The organism is Microbacterium sp. CCNWLW41, assembly GCF_037083505.1.
Genome location: NZ_JBAOJP010000001.1, coordinates 1411167 through 1437401, shown reverse-complemented (window position 1 = coordinate 1437401; position 26235 = coordinate 1411167). Strand labels below are relative to the sequence as shown.

The 26235-nt window shown below is 71.7% G+C and carries 27 protein-coding genes; 15 read left to right on the top strand and 12 right to left on the bottom strand.

All coding sequences use genetic code 11. The annotated features are described in order from the left end of the window. Positions 1-88: 88 nt before the first annotated feature. From V6R91_RS06305 to V6R91_RS06295, 3 genes are all read left to right on the top strand, one after another. On the top strand, positions 89-313 hold the full coding sequence (locus V6R91_RS06305) for a hypothetical protein (protein WP_336394727.1): 225 nt from the start codon (positions 89-91) through the stop codon (positions 311-313). Between the two features lie 69 nt (positions 314-382). Continuing rightward, positions 383-568 (top strand): DUF1918 domain-containing protein, encoded by a 186-nt coding sequence (locus V6R91_RS06300; protein ID WP_336394726.1) that lies wholly within the window; start codon positions 383-385, stop codon positions 566-568. 81 nt (positions 569-649) lie between these two features. Then, positions 650-1438, top strand: a complete 789-nt coding sequence (locus V6R91_RS06295; protein WP_336394725.1) for a siderophore-interacting protein — start codon at positions 650-652, stop codon at positions 1436-1438. Between the two features lie 9 nt (positions 1439-1447). Here V6R91_RS06295 and V6R91_RS06290 read toward each other — a convergent pair whose 3' ends face one another. Further along, on the bottom strand, positions 1448-3589 hold the full coding sequence (locus V6R91_RS06290) for a S9 family peptidase (protein WP_336394724.1): 2142 nt from the start codon (positions 3587-3589) through the stop codon (positions 1448-1450). A gap of 33 nt (positions 3590-3622) precedes the next feature. Then, entirely contained in the window at positions 3623-4501 is an 879-nt protein-coding gene (sigJ, locus tag V6R91_RS06285; protein ID WP_336394723.1) for an RNA polymerase sigma factor SigJ, read from the bottom strand. A gap of 109 nt (positions 4502-4610) precedes the next feature. Between sigJ and V6R91_RS06280 the strand changes: the two genes are divergently transcribed. Beyond that, positions 4611-5369, top strand: a complete 759-nt coding sequence (locus V6R91_RS06280) for an SDR family oxidoreductase (protein WP_336394722.1) — start codon at positions 4611-4613, stop codon at positions 5367-5369. A gap of 126 nt (positions 5370-5495) precedes the next feature. Next, positions 5496-6242 carry an SDR family oxidoreductase gene (locus V6R91_RS06275; RefSeq protein WP_336394721.1) on the top strand — a complete coding sequence of 249 codons (747 nt, stop codon included), beginning with the start codon at positions 5496-5498 and terminating at the stop codon, positions 6240-6242. 14 nt (positions 6243-6256) lie between these two features. Here V6R91_RS06275 and V6R91_RS06270 read toward each other — a convergent pair whose 3' ends face one another. Both V6R91_RS06270 and V6R91_RS06265 read right to left on the bottom strand, forming a co-directional pair. Further along, the gene (locus V6R91_RS06270) at positions 6257-7090 is read right to left on the bottom strand and encodes an aldo/keto reductase (protein WP_336394720.1); all 834 of its coding nucleotides are present in this window, start codon (positions 7088-7090) and stop codon (positions 6257-6259) included. Positions 7091-7142: 52 nt separating this feature from the next. After that, positions 7143-7334 carry a hypothetical protein gene (locus V6R91_RS06265; protein ID WP_336394719.1) on the bottom strand — a complete coding sequence of 64 codons (192 nt, stop codon included), beginning with the start codon at positions 7332-7334 and terminating at the stop codon, positions 7143-7145. Between the two features lie 205 nt (positions 7335-7539). Between V6R91_RS06265 and V6R91_RS06260 the strand changes: the two genes are divergently transcribed. Together V6R91_RS06260 and V6R91_RS06255 are read left to right on the top strand one after the other, a co-directional pair. After that, positions 7540-8577 (top strand): agmatine deiminase family protein, encoded by a 1038-nt coding sequence (locus V6R91_RS06260; protein WP_336394718.1) that lies wholly within the window; start codon positions 7540-7542, stop codon positions 8575-8577. 19 nt (positions 8578-8596) lie between these two features. Continuing rightward, positions 8597-10309, top strand: coding sequence for an amidase (locus tag V6R91_RS06255; RefSeq protein ID WP_336394717.1), 1713 nt, complete (start codon positions 8597-8599; stop codon positions 10307-10309). A gap of 26 nt (positions 10310-10335) precedes the next feature. Here V6R91_RS06255 and V6R91_RS06250 read toward each other — a convergent pair whose 3' ends face one another. Then, positions 10336-11835 carry an MFS transporter gene (locus tag V6R91_RS06250; protein ID WP_336394716.1) on the bottom strand — a complete coding sequence of 500 codons (1500 nt, stop codon included), beginning with the start codon at positions 11833-11835 and terminating at the stop codon, positions 10336-10338. Positions 11836-11943: 108 nt separating this feature from the next. Between V6R91_RS06250 and V6R91_RS06245 the strand changes: the two genes are divergently transcribed. Both V6R91_RS06245 and V6R91_RS06240 read left to right on the top strand, forming a co-directional pair. Then, positions 11944-12615 carry a TetR/AcrR family transcriptional regulator gene (locus V6R91_RS06245; protein ID WP_336394715.1) on the top strand — a complete coding sequence of 224 codons (672 nt, stop codon included), beginning with the start codon at positions 11944-11946 and terminating at the stop codon, positions 12613-12615. A gap of 10 nt (positions 12616-12625) precedes the next feature. Continuing rightward, positions 12626-13468 carry a hypothetical protein gene (locus V6R91_RS06240; protein WP_336394714.1) on the top strand — a complete coding sequence of 281 codons (843 nt, stop codon included), beginning with the start codon at positions 12626-12628 and terminating at the stop codon, positions 13466-13468. Between the two features lie 33 nt (positions 13469-13501). Here the strand turns inward: V6R91_RS06240 and V6R91_RS06235 are convergent, their stop codons facing one another. Then, positions 13502-14083, bottom strand: a complete 582-nt coding sequence (locus V6R91_RS06235; RefSeq protein WP_336394713.1) for a TetR/AcrR family transcriptional regulator — start codon at positions 14081-14083, stop codon at positions 13502-13504. A 108-nt stretch (positions 14084-14191) separates the two neighbouring features. Here V6R91_RS06235 and V6R91_RS06230 point away from each other — a divergent pair, with 108 nt between their 5' ends. Then, the gene (locus V6R91_RS06230) at positions 14192-14947 is read left to right on the top strand and encodes an SDR family NAD(P)-dependent oxidoreductase (protein WP_336394712.1); all 756 of its coding nucleotides are present in this window, start codon (positions 14192-14194) and stop codon (positions 14945-14947) included. A 79-nt stretch (positions 14948-15026) separates the two neighbouring features. Here the strand turns inward: V6R91_RS06230 and V6R91_RS06225 are convergent, their stop codons facing one another. Beyond that, on the bottom strand, positions 15027-15443 hold the full coding sequence (locus V6R91_RS06225) for an HNH endonuclease (protein ID WP_336394711.1): 417 nt from the start codon (positions 15441-15443) through the stop codon (positions 15027-15029). Positions 15444-15624: 181 nt separating this feature from the next. Between V6R91_RS06225 and pgi the strand changes: the two genes are divergently transcribed. Beyond that, positions 15625-17307, top strand: a complete 1683-nt coding sequence (pgi, locus tag V6R91_RS06220) for a glucose-6-phosphate isomerase (protein ID WP_336394710.1) — start codon at positions 15625-15627, stop codon at positions 17305-17307. Between the two features lie 252 nt (positions 17308-17559). Beyond that, a complete protein-coding gene (locus V6R91_RS06215; protein WP_336394709.1) occupies positions 17560-18474 on the top strand; it encodes a phospholipase in 915 nt (304 codons plus the stop codon). Positions 18475-18558: 84 nt separating this feature from the next. On the opposite strand, the gene V6R91_RS06210 is transcribed toward V6R91_RS06215, so the two are convergent. Next, entirely contained in the window at positions 18559-19266 is a 708-nt protein-coding gene (locus tag V6R91_RS06210) for a DUF899 domain-containing protein (protein ID WP_336394708.1), read from the bottom strand. Between the two features lie 609 nt (positions 19267-19875). Then, the gene (locus V6R91_RS06205) at positions 19876-21675 is read right to left on the bottom strand and encodes a DUF2207 domain-containing protein (RefSeq protein ID WP_336394707.1); all 1800 of its coding nucleotides are present in this window, start codon (positions 21673-21675) and stop codon (positions 19876-19878) included. A gap of 42 nt (positions 21676-21717) precedes the next feature. On the opposite strand from V6R91_RS06205, the gene V6R91_RS06200 reads away from it, so the two are divergent. Beyond that, positions 21718-22158: a MarR family winged helix-turn-helix transcriptional regulator gene (locus tag V6R91_RS06200; protein WP_336394706.1), complete on the top strand. Its 441-nt coding sequence runs from the start codon at positions 21718-21720 to the stop codon at positions 22156-22158. A gap of 16 nt (positions 22159-22174) precedes the next feature. Here the strand turns inward: V6R91_RS06200 and V6R91_RS06195 are convergent, their stop codons facing one another. Beyond that, complete coding sequence (locus tag V6R91_RS06195; RefSeq protein WP_336394705.1) at positions 22175-22909, bottom strand: ABC transporter permease; 735 nt, start codon at positions 22907-22909, stop codon at positions 22175-22177. Beyond that, a complete protein-coding gene (locus V6R91_RS06190; RefSeq protein ID WP_442928106.1) occupies positions 22906-23739 on the bottom strand; it encodes an ABC transporter ATP-binding protein in 834 nt (277 codons plus the stop codon). Before V6R91_RS06190 ends, V6R91_RS06195 begins: the two co-directional genes overlap by 4 nt. Positions 23740-23852: 113 nt before the next feature. Here V6R91_RS06190 and V6R91_RS06185 point away from each other — a divergent pair, with 113 nt between their 5' ends. Together V6R91_RS06185 and V6R91_RS06180 are read left to right on the top strand one after the other, a co-directional pair. Then, entirely contained in the window at positions 23853-24437 is a 585-nt protein-coding gene (locus V6R91_RS06185) for a thymidine kinase (RefSeq protein ID WP_336394704.1), read from the top strand. 27 nt (positions 24438-24464) lie between these two features. Beyond that, positions 24465-25658 (top strand): low temperature requirement protein A, encoded by a 1194-nt coding sequence (locus V6R91_RS06180; RefSeq protein WP_336394703.1) that lies wholly within the window; start codon positions 24465-24467, stop codon positions 25656-25658. Between the two features lie 111 nt (positions 25659-25769). Here V6R91_RS06180 and V6R91_RS06175 read toward each other — a convergent pair whose 3' ends face one another. After that, a complete protein-coding gene (locus V6R91_RS06175; protein ID WP_336394702.1) occupies positions 25770-26228 on the bottom strand; it encodes an Hsp20/alpha crystallin family protein in 459 nt (152 codons plus the stop codon). Positions 26229-26235: the final 7 nt, after the last annotated feature.

Here is a 26235-nt window from a genome sequence, read left to right as displayed (position 1 = left end):
CATCCGTTCCGTGTGGGGGCGTTCTGTCCAACCTACCGAGGCGCGATCGGCGTGGGCCGCAGGCCCGGCCGCGCTCTAGGCTTTCGGCATGGCGACGACGCGCAAGGGCTGGACCCGCGGACACTCCGGATGGGCGCTCGGCACCGCCCTCATGTTCACCCTCGGGATCATGTTCGGGCTGATCTGGGGGAACGTGCTGCTGGGCGTCCTGCTTGCCGCGGCCGTGTCGATCGGGTGGCTGATGGCCTACGAGTCGTGGCGGGGTCGCAGCGTCGGTCTGGAGGATCGCGACGACGACGGGGCGCGCCTCTGACCGGACGCAGCGTCGGCTCTACCCCTCGCTGCCCGCCCGTCGTATCGTGTGCGCCAGGAGGTGGTCCGCATGCAAGCGAGCGTCGGGGACCGCGTGGTCATCCATGGCCGCGTCGTCGGAGCGGTGGAGCGCGCCGGCGAGGTGATAGAGGTGCGAGGCAGCCAGGAGAACCCGCTGCTGGTGGTTCGCTACGACGACGGGCACGAGGCGATCCTGTCGCCCGGCAGCGACTGCGAAATCCGTCACGTGTCCTGATCGGGCGCGCGAGCACCGCCGGCCGCTGGGGCGCACCCTATCAACACCGAGCCTGAGCACAGTCAGGCTAGCCTCACCTGCATGGACAACCGAACTTCGTTCAGGCTCGAGCCCACCGGACTCGAGCTGCGCTTCCGCCGCGCCACGTTGGCTGCCCGCGAATGGCTCACGCCCTCGTACGTGCGCGTCCGGCTGCAGGGCCCGGAGCTGACGGGCTTCCGGTCGCTCGGCGCCGACGACCACCTCCGCCTCTTCTTCCCCGAGGTCGCCCCGGAGACCGTCGAGGAGCTTCGCGCCGCGCCGAACCGGGAGTACACGCCGCTCGCGTGGGGCGAGGACTGGCTCGAGATCGAGTTCGCCATCCACGGTGACCCCGCCGACGGGACCGCGGGGGTCGCCGCGGCGTGGGCGGCGACCGCCCCCGTGGGTGCCGTCGCCGGTGTCGGCGGCCCGCGAGGCTCGAAGGTGCTGACCGGCCGTCCCGACGCGTGGCTCCTCGCCGGCGACGAGACCGCCGTGCCCGCGATGCGCCGCTTCGCTCAGGCGATGGACGCCGACGCCGTCGGCAGCATCCACGTGGAGGTGACGGATGCCGCGCACGCGCTGCCCATCGATGCCCCGGCCGGCGTCCGCGTCGAGCAGGTGCACCGCGGCACCGGTCCCGCCGGCGTCGCTCTCGCCGCCCGGCTCGACGCGCTGACGGCCGAGGACCGGCCGACGGGGTCGGTGTTCGGCTTCGTCGCGGCGGAGCAGTCGATCGTCAAGCCCGGGCGCGCGCTGCTGCTGGACCGGTGGAGCCTCGCGCCGGAGCAGATGATCGTGAAGGGCTACTGGAAGCGCGGCGAGATGGAGTACCACGCCCCGCACTGACCCGGCGGGCTACCCCAGGAGCTCGGGCCGCTGGAACTCCTCGCCCCGCAGCTGCTCGGCGAGGAACGCGAACACCGTCTCGTACCAGATCACGGCGTGCTGCGGCTTCAGGACCCAGTGGTTCTCGTCGGGGAAGTACAGGAAGCGGTGCGGCATGCGGCCGTCCTCGTCCGCGTGGTGCTCGGCCAGGTCGGACCACAGGCGCAGGCTCTCGCCGAGCGGCACGCGGTAGTCCTTGTCTCCGTGGACGACCAGGAGGGGTGTGCGGATGTCGCGCACGAACCGGTGCGGCGAGTTCTGCTCCATCGCCTCGCTCGTGAAGATCCGCTGCCAGTACTCGGAGTTGTCGGTCGTGCCGGCGAACTGGTCGAGCGCCCACAGGCTCGCGTGCGTGACGATCGCCCGGAAGCGGTCGGTGTGGCCGGCCACCCAGTTCGCCATGTAGCCCCCGAAGGAACCGCCCATCGCGGCGGTGCGGGTCTGGTCGATGTCGTCGCGGGACTCCACCGCCGCCGTGATCGACAGCAGGTCGGTGTAGGGCTTGCCGCCCCAGCTGTTCCAGCCACGCGCGATGAAGTCCAGGCCGTAACCCGTCGACAGCGCCGGATCGGGCAGCAGCACGGCGTAGCCGCGGGCGACGGCGAGCAGCGGCGCCCAGCGCCAGCTCCACGCGTTCCAGCTGTTGAGCGGGCCGCCGTGGATCCACAGCAGCAGTGGCGCCGGGGCATCCGCGGACGCGCCGTCGGGCAGCAGCAGCCAGCCTCGCACGCGCGCGCCGTCCTCGGCCGTGGTCTCGACCTCGGTGATCGACCCGGGTGCGACGGGCGCCGCGGCCGGTGTCGCGAGGGGGGTCACGTCGCCGTCCCGCGCGATGCGCACGGGGTGGGGCGGCACCACCCACGACGAGCGAAGGGCAACGAGGTCGCCGGTGCGGCCGTCGACGGCGACGTTCGAGTACGCGAAGTCGTCGGCGGTGAGCTTCTGGGCCGAGCCGCCGTCGAGAGGGAGACGCCACACCGGTCCGCGGCCGTCGTCATCGGCGGTCGCGATGAGGGCGGCGTCGCCGGCGTCGAAGGCCAGCGACGAAGCCCAGCGATCCCAGTCGGCGACCACGCGACGGGCGCCGGCGCCGTCGATGCCTGCGGTCCAGACCTCGTAGTCGGTGGGGGCGTCGGGCATCGACTTCACCGTGCGGAGGTACGCGATCCGGTTGCCGTCATGGCTCACCGCGGGCATCTCGTAGTCGACGCCGATCTCGTCGAACAGCGTGCGCCGCTCCCCCGTCGCCGTGTCGATCGCCACGATGACGCGGCGTCCCGCCCGCTGCTCGCGGTGCTCGAGCGAGACGATCAGCGTGGCGCCGTCCGGGGTGAGCGCGGCCTCCGCGTGGTCGGCGGAGCGGCCCGGCCGCGGTGTGAGATCGCGCGGGCGGGGCAGGGTGGCGGGGTAGGGCGTGCCGGCGGAGCTTGCCGAAGCCGCCGCGCCGTCGCCGGCCGCGGCATCCGCCTGCTCCTCCTCCTCGGCGGCGGACTCGGCCACCGCGGCGGCGATCGTGTCTTCGAGGGCGTCCGTGTCGACGGCGAGCAGGTGCGGTTCGGCGGGTCCGAGATCGTGGTCCCAGAAGCGCACCGGGTACGCGTCGTGCAGGATCGCCGAGACCTTCTTCTCCTTGCGCCGGGCGCGCAGCGCCGCCTCGCTCTCGAGCGTGTCCCCGCCCGGCAGGAGCGATGCCGAGAGGACGACCACGTCGGACGCCTCGGCCGTCGCCGCGATGCCGTCGACGCCGCCCGCGAGCCGCGTGACCGGCCGGGCTTCGCCGCCCGCCGCCGGAAGCAGCCACAGCTGACCCGACTCGTCGTCGGCGTCGCCTTCGGAGTCGGGCCGCGCCGACACGAAGAGGATGTCGCCGCTCGCGGTGAACGCGGCGCCCGCCTCGCCCTTGGCAGATCTGGTCAGCCTGCGGGGCGTTCCTCCGCCCGTCGCGGGCACCGCCCACAGGGCCCGCTCGTAGCCGGTGCCGTCCTTCTTCAGCGCGGCCACCGTGAGCACGGCGGTCGCGCCGTCGGGCGAGAGAGCGATGCCCTCGACCCTCGGCAGTGCGATGTAGTCGGTCAGCGAAGCGAACGCAGTGGAGCCGGTGGGGGTCGCCATGCCCTCCACGCTAACCGAGGGCCGGCCGCCGCCTCACGACCACTGCGTGAGCTTGTCGGGGTTGCGCATGATGTAGACGTCCGTGATGCGGCCGTCGCGCACCCGGAGCGTGAAGTGTGCGCTCGGCTCATCGCGGAGCGTCGCCAGGAATCCGAGGCCGTCGGGCGTCTGGACCGCGTGGAGGACGGCGTCCGGCTCGAGACGCGGCAGCCCGAGGAGGAACCGCGCCACGCGATCGGCGCTTGCGACGGGCCGCAGCGCCGCCGAGGCGCGCCCGCCGCCGTCGGAGCGCAGCACCACGCCGGGATCGAGCACCGAGACGAGCGCGTCGAGGTCGCCGGTGGTGGTCGCGGCGGCGAAGGCCCGCGCGACGGCATCGTGCTCCGCGCGCGAGGCGTCTCCGGCGCGCCGCTCTTGCACCCTCCGCCGTGCGTGCAGGGCCAGCCGGCGGACCGCGGCGCTGCTCCTGTCGAGCGTCGCGGCGATCTCGTCGAACGGCACGCCGAAGACGTCGTGCAGCACGAACGCCACCCGCTCGGCGGGCGTGAGGGACTCGAGGACGACCAGCAGCGCCAGTGAGACCGAGTCGTCGAGCGCGACGCGGTCGGCCGGATCGACGGGGACGGATGCCGCGACCGGCGAGTCCTCCGGCACCGGCTCGGGAAGCCACTCCCCCACGTAGCGCTCACGCCGGGCGCGCGCCGACCCCAGCATGTCGAGGCAGACGCGGCCCGCGACGCGCGTCAGCCACGCTCCGGGGTTGCGGATCGCGGCGCGATCCTCCTCGGGCAGCCGCAGCCAGCGGACGTACGTCTCCTGCACCGCGTCCTCGGCGTCGGCGACCGTGCCCAGCATCCGGTAGCACACGGCGAGCAGGTTCCCCCGCTCGCCGTCGACGTCGATGGGCGGCATCCGTCCTCCTCACGCGGGTCTGCGGCGCGACATGTCACATTCTGTCGTGCTGCGTCGTCGAAGAGGCGAGAGGTTCCCGTCGACCGCGCGGGACGAGAGGAGACATGTCATGAGGATCGCAGTCGCCGGAGGCACCGGGACCGTGGGCGTCCACGTCGTCGACGCGCTGAGGAGCGACGGCCACGAGCCCGTCGTGCTCAGCCGCAGCAGGGGGACGGATCTCACCACCGGCTCGGGGCTCACCGCCGCGCTCGAGGGGGTCGAGGCGATCGTGGACGTCGCGAACGTGTCCGCGCTGTCGGCCGAGGCGGCGACCCGGTTCTTCCACGCCGCCACCGGCAGCCTTCTCGACGCGGCGCAGCGGCTGGGCATCGCACGGCTGGTCGTGCTGTCGATCGTCGGGATCGAGCGCATGCCGCACGACTACTACGCCGGCAAGCTGGCGCAGGAGCGGCTGGTCGAAGCGGGGGACGTGCCCTGGACGATCCTGCGCGCCACGCAGTTCCACGAGTTCGCCGCGCAGCTGTACGACCGCGCGACGCTGGGCCCGCTTCATGTGGCCCCGCGGGCGCGGGTGCAGCCGATCGCCGCCCGGGAGGTGGGAGCCCGCCTGGCGCAGCTCGCGACCGGCCCTGCGCGCGGCCGCGTGGCCGACCTCGCCGGGCCGCGGGAGGAGCGACTCGACCAGATGGTGAAGGCCTATGCCCGCCGGGCCGGACATCGAGGATGGGTCCCCTCGGTCTCCCTCCCCGGGGCGCAGATGAAGGCCATGCGGGCGGGCCTCGGCCTGCCGGGCCCAGGAGCGGACCGCGGCACCCTGAGCTTCGCCGACTGGCTGGAGGATTCGGCCGACCTCGCGCTCCGCTGACACGGCGTCACGACGTCGCTGCGGCTGCGGCGCGGCGGGCTCGGGGCGGCGCGCTCGGGGCCTCGCGGCATCGGCCGCCGTCGGTCACGATGGGGAGTCCAGACGACCCGCACCCGAGGGGGATCCGTGAGACTCGCGATTGCCGGCGGCACCGGCATGACCGGCGCGCACATCGCCGCGGTCGCGCGCGAGCGGGGTCACCGGGTCGTCGCGCTGTCACGCAGTGCCGGGATCGAGCTGCTGAGCGGCGCGGGGCTCGGTCCGGCCCTCGAAGGGGTGGACGCGGTGATCGACGTCACGAACGTGGTGACGGCGAGGCCGGACGTCTCGGTGATGTTCTTCGCGGGGGTGACGAAGACCCTGCTCTCGGCGGAGCGCGCGGCCGGCGTGCCGCATCACCTCGCGCTGACGATCGTGGGGGCCGAGGCGGCGCCGGACGGCTACTACGCCGGAAAGCTCGCGCAGGAACGGCTCGTCTCGCGCGGCGCGGTGCCGTGGACGATCCTGCGCACGACGCAGTTCCACGAGTACGCGGCGATGATGTTCCACCGCACGCACGCCGGCGCCCACGTCGCCCCGACCGGACGCGTGCAGCCGATCGCGGTGCGCGAGGTGGCGCGGCACCTCGTCGACCTCGCCGAGCACGATCCCGCAGGTCGAGCCACCGACCTCGGCGGTCCTCGCGAGGAGAGCCTGGCCGACATGGTGCACCGGTACGCGCACGCGATCGGCTACCGCGGCCCGCTGCCCGAGCTGCACACCCCCGGCGCCCTGGGGCGTGCGCTCCGCTCCGGTGCGCTGCTCCCCGGCCCCGACGCGCTGCACGGCACGCAGACGTACACCGAGTGGCTGGACGCCCTTCCTGACGCCTGAGAGGGTGAGCCGGCTTACATCTCCTCGTGTGTGAGGGGGTCGCCGTCCCACAGCCGACCGCGCTCCAGACCGCTGATCGCGGCGAGCTGGTCGTCGGTGAGGGCGAAGTCGAAGATGTCGGCGTTCTCCCGCTGCCGGTCGGGGTCGACCGACTTCGGGATGGGCGTGCTGCCGATCTGCGTGTGCCACCGCAGGACCACCTGCGTGGGCGTCACGTCGTGCACGGTGGCCAGCTCCTGCACCAGCTGCTCGGTGAGCAGCTCACTGCGGCGCGCGAGCGGGCTCCAGCTCTCGGTGCGGATGCCGTGCGTGGCGTGGAAGGCGCGCAGCGCCTCCTGCGGGAAGTACGGATGCAGCTCCACCTGGTTCACGGCGGGGACGACCCCCGTCTCCTCGATGAGCTCGGTGAGCATCTCCTCCGTGAAGTTCGAGACGCCGATCGAGCGCACCAGCCCCTGCGTGCGGGCGTCGATCAGGCCCCGCCACGTGTCGACGTACCGGCCGACGCTCGGGTTCGGCCAGTGGATGAGATGCAGGTCGATGCGGTCCAGCCCCAGGGCGTCCAGCGACCCCTTGATGCTGTCGACGGCCTCCTGCCGCCCGTGGTGCCGGCCGGGGATCTTCGACGCGACGAGGATCTTGTCGCGCGCGACGCCGCTGCGGCGGACCGCCTCGCCGACCTCGCGTTCGTTCTCGTAGTTGACCGCGGTGTCCAGCAGCCGGTAGCCGGCTTCGATCGCAGCGACCATGGCCGCGATCCCCTCCTCGCCCCGCAGGTTGTAGGTGCCGAGGCCGAGTTCGGGGAACCAGGCTCCGTCGTTCAGGATCACGGTGGGGATCGCGCTCATGCTTCCATCCTGGCGTGGATCCCGCACGGCGGGGCGGCCGGGCCGGGTGTCGTCACGGGAGCTGGTCCGTGCCGATCTCGCCCTCGCGCGCTGCGCGCTCGTCGGCTTCCGCGCTGTCGACCTGGTCGTCGTCGATGTCGGAGTCCAGCGGGCGATCGTCGTCGTCCGGGCGCAGCAGCGGGTCGAGGATGGTGTCGTCGTCGCGGTCGTCGTCCATGGGACCGTCATAGGGCTGGCTGGTCATGGTGCCCTCCTTCCACTGCCCCGACCGTACGACCGGGTCGCCCTGCGGTTGGAGGGGCTTGCGCCGCGGCATCCGCTCGCGGTAGCGGGCCGGGCGGCGAACCTCGTGGTGCCGGCGGCTCGCGCATGGATATCTTCTCTAGTGATCACTGGACGATCACGGATGCCGCGCTGCGGCGATCGCCGACACGAAGGGACCCACGACGATGGCGTGGAGGATGCCGCACGAGGGCGATCCGCACGAGCGCACCTGGATGGCCTTCCCGAACGAGGGCCCCACCCTGGGCGACGATCCCGCCGAGCAGGAGCGCTTCTACGCGGCATGGAGCGACGTGGCCAACGCCGTCGCCGGCTTCGAGCCGGTCACGATGCTCGCCGATCCCTCCAAGGCCGAGCGCGCGCGGCGCATGCTGGACTCCGCGATCGAGGTCGTCGAGACCCCGGTCGACGAGTTCTGGTTCCGCGACCACGGCCCCACCTTCGTCGTCGACGACGAGCGCCCGGGCGTGCTCGGAGCGGTGGACTGGGTGTTCAACGGGTGGGGAGCCCCGGCGTGGGCGTCGTGGGCGAGGGCCGCCGAGCACGCCCGCTTCACGGCCGGGCTGGTGGGGGCCGACCTCGTCAGTTCGCTGCTGGTGAACGAGGGCGGCGGCATCCACGTCGACGGCGAGGGCACCGTGCTCGTCACCGAGACCGTGCAGCTGGACCCTCGCCGCAACCCCTTCGCCGACAAGGCCCGCGTCGAGGCGGAGCTTCACCGCACCATCGGCGCCACGACGGTGGTGTGGCTCCCCCGCGGCCTCACCCGCGACTATGACGCGTTCGGCACGAAGGGGCACGTCGACATCGTGGCCACGATCCCGACGCCCGGCCGCGTACTCCTACATGTGCAGCAGAACCCCGAGCACCCGGACTTCGGGGTGTCGCGCGAACTGCACGCATTCCTGTCGGAGCAGACGGATGCCGCCGGCCGCACATTCGAGATCATCGACCTGCCCGCCCCCGCGACCCTCCGCGACGACGAGGGCTTCGTCGACTACAGCTACGTCAACCACCTCGTCGTCAACGGGGGTGTGATCGCCTGCGGCTTCGGCGAGGAGCGCGCCGACGCCCAGGCGCGCGAGATCCTCGGGGCGGCGTATCCCGGTCGGCGCGTCGTGACGGTCGACGCCCGCCAGATCTTCGCCGGCGGTGGCGGCATCCACTGCATCACCCAGCAGCAGCCGAAGGTCGTGGCCCCATGAGTCCCAGGTGTGACACCTGATGTACCCCGTGGTCGAGAAGACGATCGCCGAGCTCCGCGAGGCCCTCGAGTCCGGCGCCGTGACGAGCGTCGAGCTCGTCGACGCCTACCTCGCCCGCATCGACGCGTACGACGCCACGGGCACCGAGACCGCCCTCAACGCCGTGGTCGTGCGCAACCCCGACGCGCGGGCCGAGGCGGCGGCATCCGATCTCCGTCGCGCCGAAGGCCGCACGCTGGGTCCGCTCGACGGCATCCCGTACACCGCCAAGGACTCGTTCATGGCGAAGGGTCTCACCGTGGCGGCGGGGTCGCCCGCGTTCCAGGATCTCGTCGCCCGGCGGGACGCCTTCTCGATCGAGCGCCTCCGCGGGGCCGGCTGCATCCTGCTCGGGCTCACCAACATGCCCCCGATGGCGAACGGAGGCATGCAGCGGGGCGTGTACGGGCGCGCCGAGAGCCCCTACAGCGCCGACTACCTCACCTCGGCGTTCGGCTCGGGGTCGTCCAACGGCTCGGGCACCGCGACGGCGGCCTCGTTCGCGGCCTTCGGCCTCGGCGAGGAGACCTGGTCGAGCGGCCGCGCGCCCGCCTCGTACAACGCGCTGTGCGCCTACACGCCCTCGCGCGGCGTCATCTCGGTGCGCGGCAACTGGCCGCTCGTGCCCACCATGGACGTCGTCGTCCCCCACACCCGCACGATGCGCGACCTGCTCGAAGTCCTCGACGTCCTGGTCGCCGACGACCCAGAGACCCGGGGCGACTTCTGGCGGGCGCAGCCCTGGATCCAGATCCCGGATGCCTCGGCCGCACGCCCCGCGTCCTACCCCGCGTTGGCGGCGCCCGACGCGGATGCGGCGCGGGCCGCCCTGGCCGGGCGCCGGTTCGGCGTGCCGCGCATGTACATCGGCGCCGACCCCGAGGCGGGGACCGCCGGGGGCATCGGCGGCCCCACCGGAACCCCCATCGAGACGCGCCCGTCGGTGCTGTCGCTGTGGGAGCAGGCGCGCCGCGACCTCGAGGCCGCCGGCGCGGAGGTCGTGGAGGTCGACTTCCCCACGGTCACGAACTACGAGGGCGACCGCCCCGGCGCGCCGACCATCAGAACCCGCGGCCTCGTGCCCGAGGAGTTCCTCCGGCGCGAGATCGTCGACCTCTCGGCCTGGGCGTGGGACGACTTCCTCCGGGCGAACGGCGATCCCTCGCTGGACCGGCTCGATGACGTCGACGGCGCCGCCATCTACCCCCACCCCGAGGGTGCGCTTCCCGACCGCTACACCGGTTTCGACGACGACATCGCCACGTACCCGGCACAGGTGCGCGAGCACCCGTACGCGTCGTTCACCGACATCCCCGAGATCGAGCGCGGCATCCGCGGTCTCGAGGAGACCCGCCGCCTCGACCTCGAGGAGTGGATGTCGCGGCAGGGATTGGATGCCGTGCTCTTCCCGGCCGTTGCCGACGTCGGCCGCGCGGACATGGACGTGAACGTGTCATCCGCCGATCTCGGCTGGCGCAACGGGGTGTGGGTCGCCAACGGGAACCTCGCGATCCGCCACCTCGGCATCCCGACGGTGACCGTGCCGATGGGCACGATGGCGGACATCGGCATGCCCATCGGGCTGACGATCGCCGGGCGCGCGTACGACGACGCCGCGTTGCTGGCGTGGGCGTCCGCGTTCGAGGTTCTGCGCGTGCGCCGGACAGTGCCGCCGCGCACGCCCGAGCTCTGAGCTGCCTCGGGGGAGCCGTCGCGCGGTCAGCGCAGGCCCGAGCGCAGATCCTCTCCGGCCTCGCCGATCGCGTCGAGCGTGCGGTCCGGTCCCCCGGCCCCGTCGTCCTCGTCGCGCGGGCCGAGGGCCGACGTACCGTCGTCGGTGGCCAGTGACGGCGGGGCCGCGGCGTACGCGGCGGACAGGTCGCGGTACGGCTTGGAGAAGAAGGCGAGCAGCACGACCAGGAGCAGCAGCAGGCTCGCGCCGACGAACGCGAGCGCGATGCCGCGGGCCTCGCCGTCGCCGAGGAGCCAGCCGAACCTCTCCTGCCCCTGCGGCGACTCCATGTACGGGATGAGCCAGAACTGCGCGACCGGCCCGATGATGAATGCCGACACGGGCGCCGCGGCGGACTCCACGCTCGCCGCGAACCCGAACACGCGCCCCTGCTTCTCGTACGGCACGACACGCTGCACGATGGTCTGCTCCGAGGCCTCGGCGATGGGCATCAGGCTCATGAAGATGAGGATCCCGAGGGCGTACAGCCACCACCACTCGCGGATCGCGAAGGTCATGCCGAGCAGCGCGATGCCGATGTTCACGAGCAGCAGCGTGCGGACCGGGTTCCTGCCCAGACCGAACTTGGCCACCAGCGCACCGCCGATGATGAAGCCGAAGCTCGTCACGCCCAGCACGATCCCCCACAGCTCGACGGAGAACAGCGTCAGACCGTACGGGTCCATCAGAGCCATGAAGACGCCGCCCACGAGATTGTTGAAGGTGGCGAACAGGATCAGGGCCAGCAGACCCGGGACGGCCATCACCGCCGGGATGACGCCGCGGAAGCCGAAGCTCTTCGGCGCCTCGCCCTCGACGTGCGCCACGCCTCGCTCGGGGATCGGCACGAAGAGCAGGTGAACGAGCGCCACACCGGTCGCCGCGATCGCGATCGCGATGGTCCACCCCATGCCGAGGAGTCCGATCGACAGGCCGGAGAACACGCTGGTCACCATGAACGCGATGCCCTGCACGGCGCCCACCAGGCCGTTGGCCCGGTCCCGTCGCTCCGCCGGCACGAGCAGCGTCACGGTCGTGGACAGCGCGATGTTGCGGAGGTTCTCCACCACGCCACCGAGGAGGATCACGCCCGAGAACACCCAGAACCACGGCCCCTGCCAGTCCAGCAGCGTGCTCTCGGGGAACGCGAGGAACAGGGCGCCGGCGACCAGGTAGGCGGCCGTCGTGACGACGCTCGACAGGAGCATCACGGCCTTCTTCTTCATGCGGTCGACGATCACGCCGAAGACCACGCCGAACACGGCGACCAGGAGCATGTACGAGCCGCCGATGATCGCGGTCGCCAGCACCGACCGGGTCTCGAGGTACACCCAGAACGTCAGGGCGAACCAGAGATAGCTCGTCGTGACGTTGGCCACCGCGGTGTTGACGAGCACCTGGTAGAACGCGCGCAGCGTGCGCTCACCCGGCGTGTGCTGCGCCATCTCGTCGGAGCGCGCGGCACGCCCCGGGGTCGGCTGGCTCATGGGTCCTCCGGCGTGTTCGCGGTGGGGGCTGGGGGTGGGCGATACAGTGAATGTGGACACCGTTCACATGGAATGTTCACACCGTACACACCCGAGCGGGGCGGCGCAATGATCACACCGCGCACCTATCATCACGGCGACCTCCGACGTGCGCTCATCGCGGAGGGGCTGCAGCTCGCCCGCACCGGCGGCCCGGGCGCCGTGACGCTCCGGGAGGCGACGCGCGCGGCGGGCGTGTCGCCGAACGCCGCGTACCGGCATTTCCGAGACCGCGACGCCCTCGTGCGAGCCGTCGCCGCCGAAGCGCAGCTCGCCCTCGCCCGCGCCATCGCCGACCGCGTCGCGCTCGCGCCCGCCGACCTCGCGCCGGCCGACCGCGCGATCGAGCGCCTCCGCCGCGTCGGTCTCGCCTACATCGACTTCGCCCGCGCCGAGAACGGGTGGTTCGAGACCGCCTTCTTCACGCAGGACACGCACGCCAACGACGGCATCGTCACGCTGGACGACGAGATCGTGGCGCCGTTCCGGCTCCTGATGCAGACGCTCGACGAGATGGTCGACTCCGGCGCGCTGTCGGCCGATCGCCGCCCCTACGCCGAGTGGGCCTGCTGGTCGTCCGTGCACGGATTCGCCGAGATCGCCGTGCACGGTCCGGTCCGGTGGCAGCCGCCGGGCGTGATCGACGCCCTCGCCGCGAACGTCGTCGAGGCGGCGATCACCGGCGTCCGGGGCGCACCCGCGGGGACGGCGCCGGCCCACCCCACCGCTTCACCCTCCTAGACTTTCGCGCATGGCGGCCACTCGCGAGGCGATCCCGACCGCGCGGCACTCGCTGGTGCGCCGAGGGCTGTGGTGGGCGGCGGACTACGCCTACGCGGCGCGACGGCAGCTCGCGGTGCTGTCGCTCCCGTGGGCCATCGGGCGTCCCCGCCCGGCTCCGGCCGCGTGGAGCCGGGACGACCCCGAACTGCCGGAGGTGTATCTGCTGCCCGGCGTCTACGAGCACTGGACGTTCCTGCGCCCCCTCGGCGACGCCCTCGCCCGCGCGGGGCACCGGGTGCGGGTGGTGCACGGCCTCGGCGTCAACCGACGCGGCGTCCCCCACACGGCCGAGATCCTGGGCCGGATCCTGAGCGACACGCCGCCTCCTCCCGCGGGCCGGGTGCTCGTGGCGCACAGCAAGGGCGGGCTCATCGGCAAGCACCTGCTCGTCTCGTCGGGCGCGGCGGCGCGTGCGGCGGTCGAGGCCGCCACCGGCGGCGACCCCGCGGCGGCGGCCGCCGCGACCACCGAGGACGGCCGCCCCCTCGGCGTGCTGGGTCTCGTGGCCGTGGCGACCCCCTTCGGCGGGTCGCGGCTGGCGGGTCTCTTCGTGATCCCGAGCATCCGCGCCTTCCGCCCCGACGACGAGACCATCGTGACCCTCGGGCGCGACGCGTCGGTGAACGGCCGCATCGTCTCGGTCTTCGGGCCCTGGGATCCGCACATCCCCGAGGGCAGCGCGCTGGACGGCGCGACGAACATCGTCGTGCCGACGGCCGGCCACTTCCGCGTCCTCGGCGCCGCCGCGACGACGCGCGCGGTGCTCGACGGCATCGCGCTCCTCAGCCGCGGAGGTGTCTCCGAGGAGTAGATCCGGGGTGCGATCGCCGGTGTCCTCCGCCGTTCACGCGACCGATCGGTGCGGCCACCACGCGGGAAGCAGCGCGGTGTACACGCGCAGGAAGTCCTCGACCCGCGGATCCGGATGCCGCAGCCAGCCGCCGATGACCCCGACCGTGCCGTCGGCGAGGAACCGGGCGGCCGCGTCCGACACCGTCGCGGCGGGCATGTCCTTCACCGGCAGGTCGAGCTCGATGCGACCGCGCGCGAGCAGCGTCTCGGTGGTGCCTCGGAAATGGCGGCTGAGCATGGCGTGCAGGGCTCCGCCGCCGTCGGCCAGCTCGCGGCGGTAGATGTCGGCGTGCCGCAGGATGTGGCGGAGCACACCCTCGGTCACCGTCGCGAGGGCGGTCGCGGCATCCGACCGGTCCTCCATCAGCTCGCGCCGGAGAGCGTCGAGCTCGGCCATGAGCGCCTCCTCGACGAGCCGCTCCGGCGAGTCGGCGTGCTCGTAGAACGTCGAGCGGTGCACGCGCGCGGCTGCGGCGATACGGGTGACCGTCAGCTGCGAGATGGGCTCTCCCGCGGCGAGGTCCAGCGCCGCGGCGAAGAGGCGATCGCGGCTGCGTCGCTTGCGGGGATCCATCAGGCCTCCGGGAATGTTTTCCGACAGGTGTAGGTTAGGGCATGTATAGCCGACACATGTCGGAAAGTCACAGGGCGCCACGCGATGACGCCACCAACGGAGGTAATCATGGCTACGTACGATGTCGCGGAGCGTTCCGCCATCGTCACGGGCGCCGGGTCCGGCATCGGCCGGGCGGTCGCCCTCACCCTCGCGGCGAACGGAGCGGCCGTCCTCGTCGCCGACGTGCGACAGGAAGCCGCCGACGCCGTGGTCGCGGAGATCGCCCAGGCCGGCGGCACCGCCGCGGCGTTCGTGGGCGACGTCGCGGACCCGGCCGCCGGACAGGCAGCGGTGGACGCCGCCCAGGCGATGGCCCCGCTGCGGATCGCCGTGAACAACGCGGGAATCGGCGGCGCGGCAGCGCCGATGGGCGAGTACCCGATCGACTCGTGGCAGAAGGTCATCGATATCAACCTGAATGCGGTGTTCTACGGCACGCGGGCGCAGGCCCCCGCCATCGCCGCGAACGGCGGCGGGTCGATCGTGAACATCTCATCGGTGCTCGGCTCGGTGGGCATCCCGATGTCGTCGGCGTACGTCACCGCCAAGCACGGCGTCGTCGGACTCACCAAGAACGCCGCGCTGGAGTACGGCGCCCAGGGCGTGCGCGTCAACGCCGTCGGGCCCGGCTTCATCCACACGCCGCTCGTCGACGCCAACCTCGACGCCGACGCGCAGGCGGCCCTCGCGGCCAAGCACGCGCTCGGTCGCCTCGGGGACCCGCAGGAGGTCGCGAACCTCGTCGCGTTCCTGTCGTCGGATGCCGCGACCTTCGTCAGCGGGAGCTACCACCTGGTCGACGGCGGGTACGCCGCGCAGTAGCGGGCATCCCCGCGGAGCGACCCGCGCGACCCGGACGCGCGGGCCGCTTCGCGCACCCCGGCGGGCCGGAGGTCGATGCTCAGGAGCGCTCCGGAGCCTCAGAGCCGGCGCGTCGGCCCCCCGGCGCGCCGGCCGGCGCCTCGACCACCGTCGCCGATGCCCGCCACGCGGCCAGCACCTCGATGTGACGGAGCAGGAAGGCCCGCTCGTCCAGACGCTTGCGACGCAGCCACCCCGTCACCTCGTCGTTGCACTTGCTCGCGTTGCACGAGCGGCACGCCGGCACGACGTTCTCGAACGTGTACCGGCCGCCGCGCGAGATCGGCAGCACGCAGTCCTTCTGGAACGGGCCCACTGCCGTGCCGCAGTAGGCGCACGCGCCCCACGCCTCCAGGAGCGCCTGCCACTCCTGGACGCTCAGGTCGTTGTCGGCCGCGGCGACGCGACGGGCACGCCGGCGCGCCGCTCGAGCCCTCCGGGACTGACTCACCGCCACGCCGCAACGCTACCGAGCCCCGACGGACGATCGCGTCGGCACACCGTCGAGCAGCGGGATGCGACACGTCCGGGTGGCCCGGAAGCGCACCGACGGACGGGAGGTCGGACTCACAACGCACACGATCCGGCCGTGAGCAACACGAAACCGTGCCGCCGACCGGCGCGAGTACGGTAGTGGCGTGACTGCTCCCGTCGATGCCACCGCCACGTCCGCCTGGGCCGAGCTCAGCTCCCTCCGCGACTCGTTCGCCCCCGACCTGCGCGAGTGGTTCGCGATCGATCCCCGCCGCGCGGAGCGTCTCAGCTTCGAGCTGGCCGACCTCCACGTCGACCTGTCGAAGAACCTCGTCACCGACGAGATCCTCGCCGCCCTCGTGCGCCTGGCGGAGCAGACGGGGGTGGCCGAGCGCTACGCCGCGATGATCGCCGGTGAGCACATCAACACCACCGAGGACCGCGCGGTGCTCCACACGGCGCTGCGGCGCCCCGCGGGCGCGCATCCGGCCCTCGTCGTGGACGGGCAGGACATCGACGCCGACGTCCAGTCCGTGCTGACGGCGATGACCGCCTTCGCCGACCGGGTGCGCTCCGGCCAGTGGAACGGCGTGACCGGCAAGAAGGTCACGCACATCGTCAACATCGGCATCGGCGGATCGGACCTCGGTCCCGTCATGATCTCGGCCGCGCTCGAGCCGTACGCGACGGCCGGGATCCAGGCCCGCTTCGTGTCGAACATCGACCCCTTCGACCTCGCGAGCAAGACGAAGGACCTCGACCCCGAGACGACGCTCTTCATCGTCGCGTCGAAGACGTTCACCACGCTCGAGACGCTGACGAACGCGCGCCTCGCCCGGGACTGGCTGTGGGCCGGGCTCGAGGGTTCCGGGGCGATCGACGGCACCGAGGAGCAGAAGACGGATGCCGTCGCCCACCACTTCGTCGCGGTCTCGACCGCGCTCGACAAGGTCGCCGCCTTCGGCATCGACCCGGTGAACGCGTTCGGCTTCTGGGACTGGGTGGGCGGCCGCTACTCGGTGGACTCCGCCATCGGGCTGTCGCTCATGATCGAGCTCGGACCCGACGTGTTCCGCGAGCTCCTGGCCGGCTTCCACGCCGTCGACGAGCACGTCCGCACGACCCCCCTCGAGCGCAACGTGCCCGTGCTGATGGGCCTCCTCAACGTCTGGTACTCGAACTTCCTGGGCGCGCAGTCGCACGCGGTCCTTCCCTATGCCCAGCAGCTCAGCCGCTTCGCCGCCTACCTGCAGCAGCTCACGATGGAGTCCAACGGCAAGTCGGTCCGCTGGGACGGCTCCCCCGTCACCACCGACACCGGCGAGGTGTTCTGGGGCGAGCCGGGGACGAACGGGCAGCACGCGTTCTACCAGCTCATCCACCAGGGCACACGGCTGATCCCCGCCGACTTCATCGCCTTCGCGAACCCCGCGTACCCGCTCGAGGACGGCGGCCGGGACGTGCACGGGCTGTTCCTGTCGAACTTCCTGGCGCAGACGAAGGCGCTCGCGTTCGGCAAGACCGCAGCGGAGGTGGAGGCAGAGGGCACGACAGGCGCGCTCGTGGCGGCCCGCACCTTCGCCGGCAACAAGCCGACCACGTCGATCTTCGCGCCCGCGCTGACCCCCGCCGTGCTCGGTCAGCTCGTCGCGCTGTACGAGCACATCACCTTCACCCAGGGCGTCATCTGGGGCGTCAACTCGTTCGACCAGTGGGGCGTCGAGCTCGGCAAGCAGCTCGCTCTGCAGATCGCGCCCGCGATCGAGGGCGACGAGTCGGCGATCGCGGCTCAGGATGCCTCGACCCGCGCCCTGCTCGCGTACTACGCCGCCCACCGAACGGTCTAGCGAAAAGCGTCGGAGGGGCGGATGCCGGGAGCATCGGCATCCGCCCCCTCTTGTCTGATCCCCTGGCGAGAGGTGGATTTCCGGCGTCCGGACCAGCACTTCTGCGGGAAACCGCTCTGAGGTTCCGTTCAGCAAACGGCCGGGAGTCGTCCAGACGGGATGAGGCAGACTCGGGGACTTGTGTGTCCGACCCGAGGGCGCACGGGCGCCGGTACCCGCGGCGCGATACCCGAGAGATTCGTTACGTTCCCCATGCATACAGACCAGTCGCCTGCTCCCTCCCGTCGCTCCCTCCGCCGCCGTCACCGACTCTTCGGCCCGGCCGTCGCCACCGGCACCGCCTTCGGCATCATCCTGACCGCGGGCCTCACGCTCGCCTCCCCCGCCCTCGCGGCCGCCGCCCCGCTGGCCGCCACCGCGATCGCCACCGCCGCCGCGCCGGATGCCGCCGCGGAGACCCTCCGCGACATCCGCGTCGAAGCCCAGGGCACGCTCCTGGCCGCTCGCGTCGCGCAGACCGAGGCCGATGCCCTCACGGCCGACATCGAGGCCTCGGGTCTCGACATCGGCGTCGAGGACACCACGATCGAGACGTCGGCGCTGCACGATGCCGCCGAGCGCCTCTCGAAGCTCGACGTCGTGCCCATGCTGCTCATCCCCGGTCTCGCCGCCGACGCCACGGCCGTCACCGCCGAGGTGCAGGAGCGCGTCGCCGACCTGCGCGGGCACCTCGACGCGGCCAAGGAGAAGAAGGCCGCCGAAGAGGCTGCCGCCGCAGCCGCCGCTGCTGCCGCCGCCGAGGCGCAGCGCCAGGCGGAGGCGGCCGCTGCCGCCGCGGCCGCGCTGGCCGCCGCCAACACCGTCGACGGCGCGAAGGCCACGGCCCGCCAGATGGCGGCGTCGCAGTACGGCTGGGGCGACGGCGAGTTCTCGTGCCTCGACTCGCTGTGGGACAAGGAGTCCGACTGGAACTATCAGGCCTACAACGGCTCGAGCGGCGCGACGGGCATCCCCCAGTCGCTCCCGGGCGACAAGATGGCCAGCTTCGGCTCCGACTGGCAGACCAACGCGACGACGCAGATCGCGTGGGGCCTGGATTACATCAAGCGCGCCTACGGCACACCGTGCGCCGCGTGGGGACACAGCCAGGCCACGGACTGGTACTGACCGGCGCGCGCTGATCGGCGCGCTCGGATGACGGATGCCGCACCCCGGCCGCAGTCGCGGGGTGCGGCATCCTCGTCTTGAGGCTCAGTCGCGACGGGCCGAGCCGGCTCCGTAGAGCTCTGCCACCTGCTGCGAGCTGAGCCAGCCGTCGAACGTGTCCGATCGCGGCCAGCCCTCCGGAGAGTCCTGCCAGGACTCCTGCCGTCCGAACGGGAGGAGATCGATGAGCGGGAAGGTATGGCTCAGCTGCTCGGTGCCGCGGCCGTCGGTGTGCCACGTGCGGTACACCGTGTCGCCGTCGCGGAGGAAGACGTTCACCGCGAACCCGCCGCCGGCCGGCGCATCCATGTCGGCGCCGAACGGGCTGTCCGCCGTCGAGAACCACTCCATCCGGTTCCCCGTCCTCTCCTTGTAGGCCAGCGCCTCGTCGATCGGCCCCGTCGTGACGATCACGAAGCGCGCATCGTACGGCTCGAGGAACTCCAGCCGGGTGAACTGCGAGGTGTACCCGGTGCAGCCGGGGCAGTGCCATTCCTTCCCCTCGAACCACATGTGGTGGTACGTGATCAGCTGCGTCCTGCCGTCGAAGACGTCGACGAGCCGCACCGGCCCGTCCTTCCCGACGAGCATGTAGTCCGGCAGCTCCACCATCGGCAGGCGCCGCCGCTGCGCGGCGATGGCGTCGAGTTCACGAGTGGCTGCCTTCTCGCGGACACGGAGCTCGGCGAGTTCTCGGCGCCACGACTCGGCGTCGACGACGGGCGGAAGAGCGTGGTCGGTCGTGCTCGGCATCGGAACCTCCGAGTGTGCGGATGCGTATGTTCACACTGTACACATCCCGACGCCGTGGTCAAGGGCCGCGTCGCTCGGCTCGGCTGGACGCGCGGCCCGCACTCTCAGCGAATTCATCACAAGGAGATAACGGCGAAAGCTTCCCTCTGTTACCTCGTCGTTATAGAGTGCTTGCACGGTAGTTGTTTTGCTGTGGCAGCTGCCGGCATGTGATTGCAGGACACTCTTGGTGCAAGGGACAAGGGCCGGTCGGTAGCCTCTCCGACCGGCCCTCACCCTGTGCGGACACCTCCTCCCACCGCTGGCCGCGATCCATCACGAAAACATAACGACGAATGCTTGCCACCGTTACCTGGTCGTTATAGAGTGCTTGCACGGTAACTGTTTTGCTGTGGCAGCTGCCGACATGTGATTGCAGGACACTCTTGGTGCAAGGGACAAGGGCCGGTCGGTAGCCTCTCCGACCGGCCCTTACTCTTGCCGCGACCCGGATCAATGCGACGAAGGAGCGTTGATGCGGGTCGGGGCAAGATCGAGTAGGCGCGCCAGCGCCGTATCGAGATCTCAAGGGCGACCCGGATCAATGCCTTGAAGCAGCGTTGATGCGGGTCACACTCCGCCGCCACCGCCGCCGCCCCCGCCGCCGCCGGCGGACCCGCCGCCGGACGAGCCGCCGGAGGACGACGAAGACGCGGCCGAGGCGGAGAGGGTCGAGATGCCCGCCGAGAACGCCGCGGCGTTGAAGCCCGAGGTGCCCGCGTACCAGGTCGGCGAGTTGCCCTCGCCGTAGAGGACCGCGAGCTCCTTCGACCACTCCTTCTCCTGCCCGAACACGACCGCGTACGGCAGGAGGGTCTCGTAGAGCTTGAGCTTCACACGCGGATCGGAGATGTCGACCGCAACCCGCTCCGCGCCCTGCGGCGACTGCAGCATGCGGATGCGGTCGGCCTCTGCCCATTCGATGAACTGCTTCAGCCCCCCGAGGTGGTCGCGCGCCTCGGCCCCGGCGGCGGTGAGCGGCCTGCGCGCGACCATCGCCCCGACGATGATCGCGACGAACGCGGCGGCGATGATCAGCATGATCGGCCACAACGGATTCACGAAGGCGGCGAGTGCGCCGAGGCCGAACAGGAGCACCAGCACCGCCGAGCCGATCGCGATGACGATCGGCCACACCCGGGCCTTGAGCGGCACCGCACGTCGCAGGCCGCGCGTCCCGAGCTCCAAGGCGGCCGCCTTGAGCACCTTCTGTGCGGTGGTGGAGAACCGCGTGTCGGTGCGGCCGAACTCGAACTCCTCCCCCGGCACGCCACTGGGGAAGAGGCCGGGCAGCAGCATCCGTCCATCCCCGTCCGCGAGCGCGGGGTTCACCAGCACGGCCTTCAGCCGCGTGCCGCCGAACCACTTCGGGGGACCCTCCTCGATGCGGATGCTGCCGACCACCGCCTGCTCGAGCACCTCGGCCGGGATCGCCTTGGTCGTGCGGCCCAGCAGCACGGCGCTCTCGAGCGCGTCGATCCCGCGCGGCGGCGTGTACTCGGCGATGATCACGGGTCGCCCCGGATCGTCGCGCAGGTGACGGACGCGCGCGACCGCCGCGAGCGCGAGCGCGCTCCCGAGGCCCACCAGCGCGACGCCGGCCTGCAGCCAGCCCCACGGCGACGCGAAGTACGAGGAATCGAACTCGGTGAACGTGTCGGGTTCGAACCCGATCGCGATCGTCATGGTCTGGTACGGCTGAAGACCCTCGACGGATGCCACGACCGCGCCTGCGTCGTCGCGGATGGGGCACGTCTGGTCGTCGCCCTGCTGCCCGAAGTAGCACGCCTGTGCGCCGGTGCGCGCGGCGGCGAGCTCGTCGGGCATCGTCACGCGCGCCGTCACGCGACCGAACGGCTGCGGCCACGCGGTGCCGTTGACGTCCCAGTAGAACTCGTCCGCGCCGGTGTCGGCGAAGTACCGCGTGACGTTCTCGAGCGTGTAGGTGAAGACGTACGTCTGGACGCCGTGCACGTAGCCGTCGGCTCGGGACGTCATGATGTAGAACCCGTCCTCGGACTCCGTCTCCGCCGCCCGCTCGGCGCCGCTCTCGTCGGTGATCGACACGAGCTGCGGGTTCAGTGGTGCCCCTTGATACGAGTCCGGGATGATGCGGCGCATCCCCCGGTTCTGGTCGATGTCGGGGAACCGGGCGACGAAGGTCTCGACGACGGTGAGCGTGCTGGTGCCGTCGCCTGTGCGGCCGAGCTGGTACTCGACGTCGAGGCTGTCGAACGAGAAGTCGTCGACGCCGGCGTGCGCCGGTACCGGCATGGCGAGCGCGAGCAGCAGACCGGCGAACACGGCGAGCGCGAGGCCGGCGATCCCGAGTCGCCGTGCGCGCGAAGGCACGGCAGCAGAAGTCCCCATGGGGCCAGCCTAGGGTCGACCCGAGGCTCTAATCTGGACGCTATGACCGATCGCCGCCTCGCCATCGACGCCTGGGAGAGTCTCTTCCGCGCGCAGCACGAGGTGTTCGGCGACATCAACGACGACTTCCACGACGACAGCCTGAGCCAGGCCGAGTACGACGTCCTGCTCACGGTCACCCGAGCCGCCGACATGACCGCGCGCCTGCGCGACGTGACGGCGAACATGCTCATCAGCCAGCCCAGCGTCTCGCGGCTGGTCGACCGCATGGTGACGCGCGGGCTGCTCACGAAGTGCGCGGATCCCGACGACGGCCGCGGAGCGCTCGTCACCGCGACGGATGCCGGTGCGTCGCTGTTCCGCCGGATCGCGAGCGCGCACGGACGTGCGATCGCCGAGCGGATGTCGCTGCTCTCGGACGACGAGCTGGCTCAGCTGCGCGACCTCACGGCCAAGCTGCGCAAGAAGCAGCCCAGCTGCTGAGCCGCGGGCCGGTCCGTCACGGTGTGCGACGGCGGAGCGTGAGGGACGCCAGGATGAGCGAACCGACGGCGAACGCGACCACGACGAGGAGTGGCCCGAACACGTCCCATCCCTCGTCTCCGGCCGTCACCGCGTTGATCGTGTCGATCGCATAGCTCAGCGGCAGCACCTTCGAGATCTGGTACAGCGCGTCGGGCATGTCCTCGCGCGGCATGAACAGTCCGCCGAGGATGATCTGCGGGAACACGATCAGCGGCATGAACTGCACCGCCTGGAACTCCGTCCGCGCGAACGCGCTCGCGAACAGTCCGAGCGCGCTGCCCAGGATCGCGTCGACGACGGCCACGAGGCCGAGCTGCCAGAGCGGTCCGTCGACGTCGAGCCCGCACACCCACACCGCGAAGGTGACGGTGACGATCGCCTGCAGGGTCGCCATCAGCCCGAAGGCGAGGCCGTACCCCAGGATGAAGTCGGTCTTGCGGATCGGGGTCGTCATCAGGCGCTCGAGTGTGCCCGACCTGCGCTCACGGAGGGTCGTGATCGAGGTGATGAGGAACATGACGATGAACGGGAAGAGCGCCAGGATGGGCCCCCCGAACTGGTCGAAGACGCCGTCCAGATCGCTGAACAGCCACGCGAACAGCCCGACCAGCAGGCTCGGGGCGACGAGCATCAGCGCGATCGAGCGCGGGTCGTGGCTCAGCTGCCGCAGCACGCGGCCGGCGGTCGCGACGGTCAGGGTGCCGTTCACGGCGCACCCCCGTCCTTCGCGCGTCGCCCGGGCGCGTCCGCGTTCCGGCGTGCCTCACGGCGGGTCAGGGCGTGGCCTTCGTGGGCGTCGGCCGGGGTGTCCTGCGCCCGCCGCAGCGCGTCCTGCTGGACGAGCGCGAGGAACGCGGCATCCGGATCCGTCTCTCCGGTGTCGGCGAGCAGACCGCCGGGGGTCGTGTCGGCGATGATGCGCCCTGCCCTCATCAGCACCAGCCGGTCGCACCGCAGCGCCTCGTCCATGACGTGACTCGACACGATGAGCGTCGCCCCTGCGTCGGCGAGTGCGCGGAAGACGTCCCAGAGCTCGGCGCGCAGCAGCGGGTCCAGGCCCACCGTCGGCTCGTCCAGCACGAGGAGCTCCGGCGCGCCGAGCATCGCCACACCGAGCGAGACCCGCGTCTCCTGGCCGCCGCTGAGGGAGTCGATGGTCTGGTCGCGCTGGTCGGCGAGCCCGACCTGCTCGATGACGCGGTCGACGTCCGAGCGGTGGGCGCCGACGAGCCGGGCGAAGTACCGCATGTTCTGCCGGATGGTGAGGTCGCCGTAGACCGACGCCGCCTGCGTGTCGTACGACACCCGCCGGCGCAGCGCCGCCGATCCGGCCGGCTCCCCCAGCACGGTGACGGTGCCGCCCTCGACCTTCTGCACGCCCACGATCGCGCGCATCAGTGTGGTCTTGCCGCAGCCGGACGGTCCCAGAAGGCCCGTGATCTCTCCACGCGGAACTTCGAGATGAAGGTCCCTGAAGACCTCGGTGGTGCCGCGCCTCACGTGCAGCCCGCGCACCGTGACGGCATCCGCTGCAGGCATATTCATCACGTGTGAACAGTGACCCCGCGGCGGCACGCCGTCAAGAGGTCCGGAGACGCAGGCCCGGAGTCCGGGCACCGCGTCCGGTGATGGGCGGCCGTAGGGTGGGCGCCATGCACACACGCAACCAGGCCAGGCTGCAGGTGGTGGCCGGTCCGATGTTCGCCGGCAAGTCCGAGGAGCTGCTGCGGCGGGTCCGCCGCGCGCGCATCGCCGGACTGTCGGTCGAGGTGCTCAGCCATGCGCTCGACGATCGGCGCGGCGAGGGTCAGGTCAGCTCCCATTCGGGACTCAGCGTGGCGTCGAGGCCGGTCGCCGACGTCGCCGGGCTCGTGTCCGCCGTGCGCGGCAGGGACCTGGATCTCGTCGCCGTCGACGAGGCGCAGTTCTTCGGCCCCGAGCTCGTCGGCGCCGTGGACGGGCTGGTCGCCGACGGCGTGGACGTCGTGGTGTCGGGCCTGTGCGTCACGTTCGACGGGGAGCCCTTCGAGCCCCTCCCGTCGCTGATGGCGATCGCCGAGGACGTGATCAAGCTGACCGCGGTGTGCGCCGTGTGCGGGGAGGACGCCGCATTCCATCAGCGGATCTCGGCAGCGGATGCCGGTGACGCCAGGATCCCGACCCGCGCGCAGATCGGCGGCATCGAGTCCTATCAGGCCCGCTGCCGCCGGCATTTCACCGGCCGCGGGAGCCGGTGAACGAGGGCCGCAGTGCCAGGATGAGGCATGACCTTTGGGCTGGCGCGCGATGTGATGCGCCCGACCGACTCGCCGCGCGCCGACCGCGTCACCTATGTCGAGCTCTTCTTCGACCTCGTCTTCGTGTTCGCCCTGACGCAGCTGTCGAGCTATCTCGCCGAGCACCAGAATCCGGCGGGCCTGCTCGAGGGCGTGATCATGGTGTGCGCCCTGTGGTGGGCGTGGGTCTCGACCACGTGGGTCACGAACTGGCTCGACCCCGTCGCGCTGCCCGTGCGCGGCGTGGTGATCGGCCTCGCCTTCGTGGCCCTGGTGATGAGCGTGGCGATCGCGGAGGCGTTCGGCGAGCGGGCGTGGGCATTCGCCCTCGCCTACGTCGTGCTGCAGATCGGCCGCACGGCGTTCATCGTGTGGGCGACGCGTCGCCATGACCGCCAGGTGTCGCACGACTTCACGCTGGTGCTGGTCTGGACGGCTGTGGCCGCGGGCCTGTGGATCGCCGGGGCACTGCTGCCGCTGTGGTGGCAGCTGCCGCTCTGGGCGGCCGCCCTCGCCGTGGAGCTCCTCGGCACCATCCTCGGCTTCCCCGTCCCCGGACGCGGCCGCGTGCTCATCGGCGCCTGGGACCTCTCCGGGCCCCATATCGCCGAGCGCACGGCCCTGTTCGTCCTCATCGCCCTGGGCGAGGGGCTCCTGGTCACCGGGTTCGCCTTCGTGGCGAAGGAGTCATCGGCCGAGTCCATCATCGCCATGGCGGCGGCGTTCGCCGCCGCGGCCGCCATCTGGTGGATCTACTTCGATCACGGCGAGCGCTTGGGCTCGGAGGCGATCGAGGCGGCCGACGAGCCCGGCCGCCTCGCGCGGACGGCGTATACCTGGATCCACCTCGCCATCATCGGCGGGATCGTCGCGCTGAGCGTGGGCGACAAGGAGGCCCTCGCCCATCCGCGGGCAGCCGGCTTCGCGCCCACGGTCGCCGTGCTGCTGGGCCCGCTGCTGTTCCTGATCGGCTGCGTCCTCTTCCGGCGCGTGCTCGAGCAGCGGTGGGCGCGTGCCCAGCTCGCGGGCATCGCGGCGCTGCTGGTCGTCGGCGCGGTGGCGCTGGCGTCGGGCGGGATCGGTGCGCTGTGGCTCACCGTCGCCGCCTCCGTCGTGCTCGCCGGAGTCGCCGCGGGCGAGACGCTCGATCGCGTCCGCCGCGGCCGCCGCAGCGGAGGCTGAGCGGGCCCGGACCGGCTGCTGCGGCCTCGCTCCCGGGCCGTGCGGAAAGACGGGATGCCCCGTCCCCGGCGTGGGGACGAGGCATCCGTCGATCGTGTGCGGCTCAGCCGGTCACTGCTCGATGGGCTGCGGCGCGTCCGAGGTGGACTCGTGCGCCTGGATGGTGGGCGACGACCCCTCGGTCATCACCTCGACCTTGCGCGGCTTCGCCTTCTCGCTGACGGGGATCGTGACGCTCAGCACGCCGTTGTTGTAGCTGGCGGAGATGCTGTCGGTGTCGATCCCCTGGCCGAGGTTGAGCTGCCGCAGGAAGCTCGCGGCCTCGCGCTCACGGGTGATCCACTTGACGTCTTCGCCGCTGTGGAGGGTGCGCTCGGCGCGGATGGTCAAGAGCTGGCCGTCCACGTCGATGTCGACGGATCCCGGGTCGATGCCCGGCAGATCGGCGGTCAGGACGTAGTGGTCGCCATCGCGGTACAGGTCCATCGGCATGCGGCGCGGGCCGCGTCGCGTGTCGAAGAGACTCGACGCCAGACGATCGAGATCACGGAACGGGTCATACGTAGCCATGGTTGTC

Excerpts from the sequence above, each read along its gene's own strand:
- V6R91_RS06305 (WP_336394727.1), top strand. The coding sequence starts at position 89 with ATGGCGACGACGCGCAAGGGCTGGACCCGCGGACACTCCGGATGGGCG.
- V6R91_RS06300 (WP_336394726.1), top strand. The coding sequence starts at position 383 with ATGCAAGCGAGCGTCGGGGACCGCGTGGTCATCCATGGCCGCGTCGTC.
- V6R91_RS06295 (WP_336394725.1), top strand. The coding sequence starts at position 650 with ATGGACAACCGAACTTCGTTCAGGCTCGAGCCCACCGGACTCGAGCTG.
- V6R91_RS06290 (WP_336394724.1), bottom strand. The coding sequence starts at position 3,589 with ATGGCGACCCCCACCGGCTCCACTGCGTTCGCTTCGCTGACCGACTAC.
- sigJ (WP_336394723.1), bottom strand. The coding sequence starts at position 4,501 with ATGCCGCCCATCGACGTCGACGGCGAGCGGGGGAACCTGCTCGCCGTG.
- V6R91_RS06280 (WP_336394722.1), top strand. The coding sequence starts at position 4,611 with ATGAGGATCGCAGTCGCCGGAGGCACCGGGACCGTGGGCGTCCACGTC.
- V6R91_RS06270 (WP_336394720.1), bottom strand. The coding sequence starts at position 7,090 with ATGAGCGCGATCCCCACCGTGATCCTGAACGACGGAGCCTGGTTCCCC.
- V6R91_RS06265 (WP_336394719.1), bottom strand. The coding sequence starts at position 7,334 with ATGACCAGCCAGCCCTATGACGGTCCCATGGACGACGACCGCGACGAC.
- V6R91_RS06260 (WP_336394718.1), top strand. The coding sequence starts at position 7,540 with ATGGCGTGGAGGATGCCGCACGAGGGCGATCCGCACGAGCGCACCTGG.
- V6R91_RS06255 (WP_336394717.1), top strand. The coding sequence starts at position 8,597 with ATGTACCCCGTGGTCGAGAAGACGATCGCCGAGCTCCGCGAGGCCCTC.
- V6R91_RS06250 (WP_336394716.1), bottom strand. The coding sequence starts at position 11,835 with ATGAGCCAGCCGACCCCGGGGCGTGCCGCGCGCTCCGACGAGATGGCG.
- V6R91_RS06245 (WP_336394715.1), top strand. The coding sequence starts at position 11,944 with ATGATCACACCGCGCACCTATCATCACGGCGACCTCCGACGTGCGCTC.
- V6R91_RS06240 (WP_336394714.1), top strand. The coding sequence starts at position 12,626 with ATGGCGGCCACTCGCGAGGCGATCCCGACCGCGCGGCACTCGCTGGTG.
- V6R91_RS06235 (WP_336394713.1), bottom strand. The coding sequence starts at position 14,083 with ATGGATCCCCGCAAGCGACGCAGCCGCGATCGCCTCTTCGCCGCGGCG.
- V6R91_RS06230 (WP_336394712.1), top strand. The coding sequence starts at position 14,192 with ATGGCTACGTACGATGTCGCGGAGCGTTCCGCCATCGTCACGGGCGCC.
- V6R91_RS06215 (WP_336394709.1), top strand. The coding sequence starts at position 17,560 with ATGCATACAGACCAGTCGCCTGCTCCCTCCCGTCGCTCCCTCCGCCGC.
- V6R91_RS06210 (WP_336394708.1), bottom strand. The coding sequence starts at position 19,266 with ATGCCGAGCACGACCGACCACGCTCTTCCGCCCGTCGTCGACGCCGAG.
- V6R91_RS06205 (WP_336394707.1), bottom strand. The coding sequence starts at position 21,675 with ATGGGGACTTCTGCTGCCGTGCCTTCGCGCGCACGGCGACTCGGGATC.
- V6R91_RS06200 (WP_336394706.1), top strand. The coding sequence starts at position 21,718 with ATGACCGATCGCCGCCTCGCCATCGACGCCTGGGAGAGTCTCTTCCGC.
- V6R91_RS06190 (WP_442928106.1), bottom strand. The coding sequence starts at position 23,739 with ATGCCTGCAGCGGATGCCGTCACGGTGCGCGGGCTGCACGTGAGGCGC.
- V6R91_RS06185 (WP_336394704.1), top strand. The coding sequence starts at position 23,853 with ATGCACACACGCAACCAGGCCAGGCTGCAGGTGGTGGCCGGTCCGATG.
- V6R91_RS06180 (WP_336394703.1), top strand. The coding sequence starts at position 24,465 with ATGACCTTTGGGCTGGCGCGCGATGTGATGCGCCCGACCGACTCGCCG.
- V6R91_RS06175 (WP_336394702.1), bottom strand. The coding sequence starts at position 26,228 with ATGGCTACGTATGACCCGTTCCGTGATCTCGATCGTCTGGCGTCGAGT.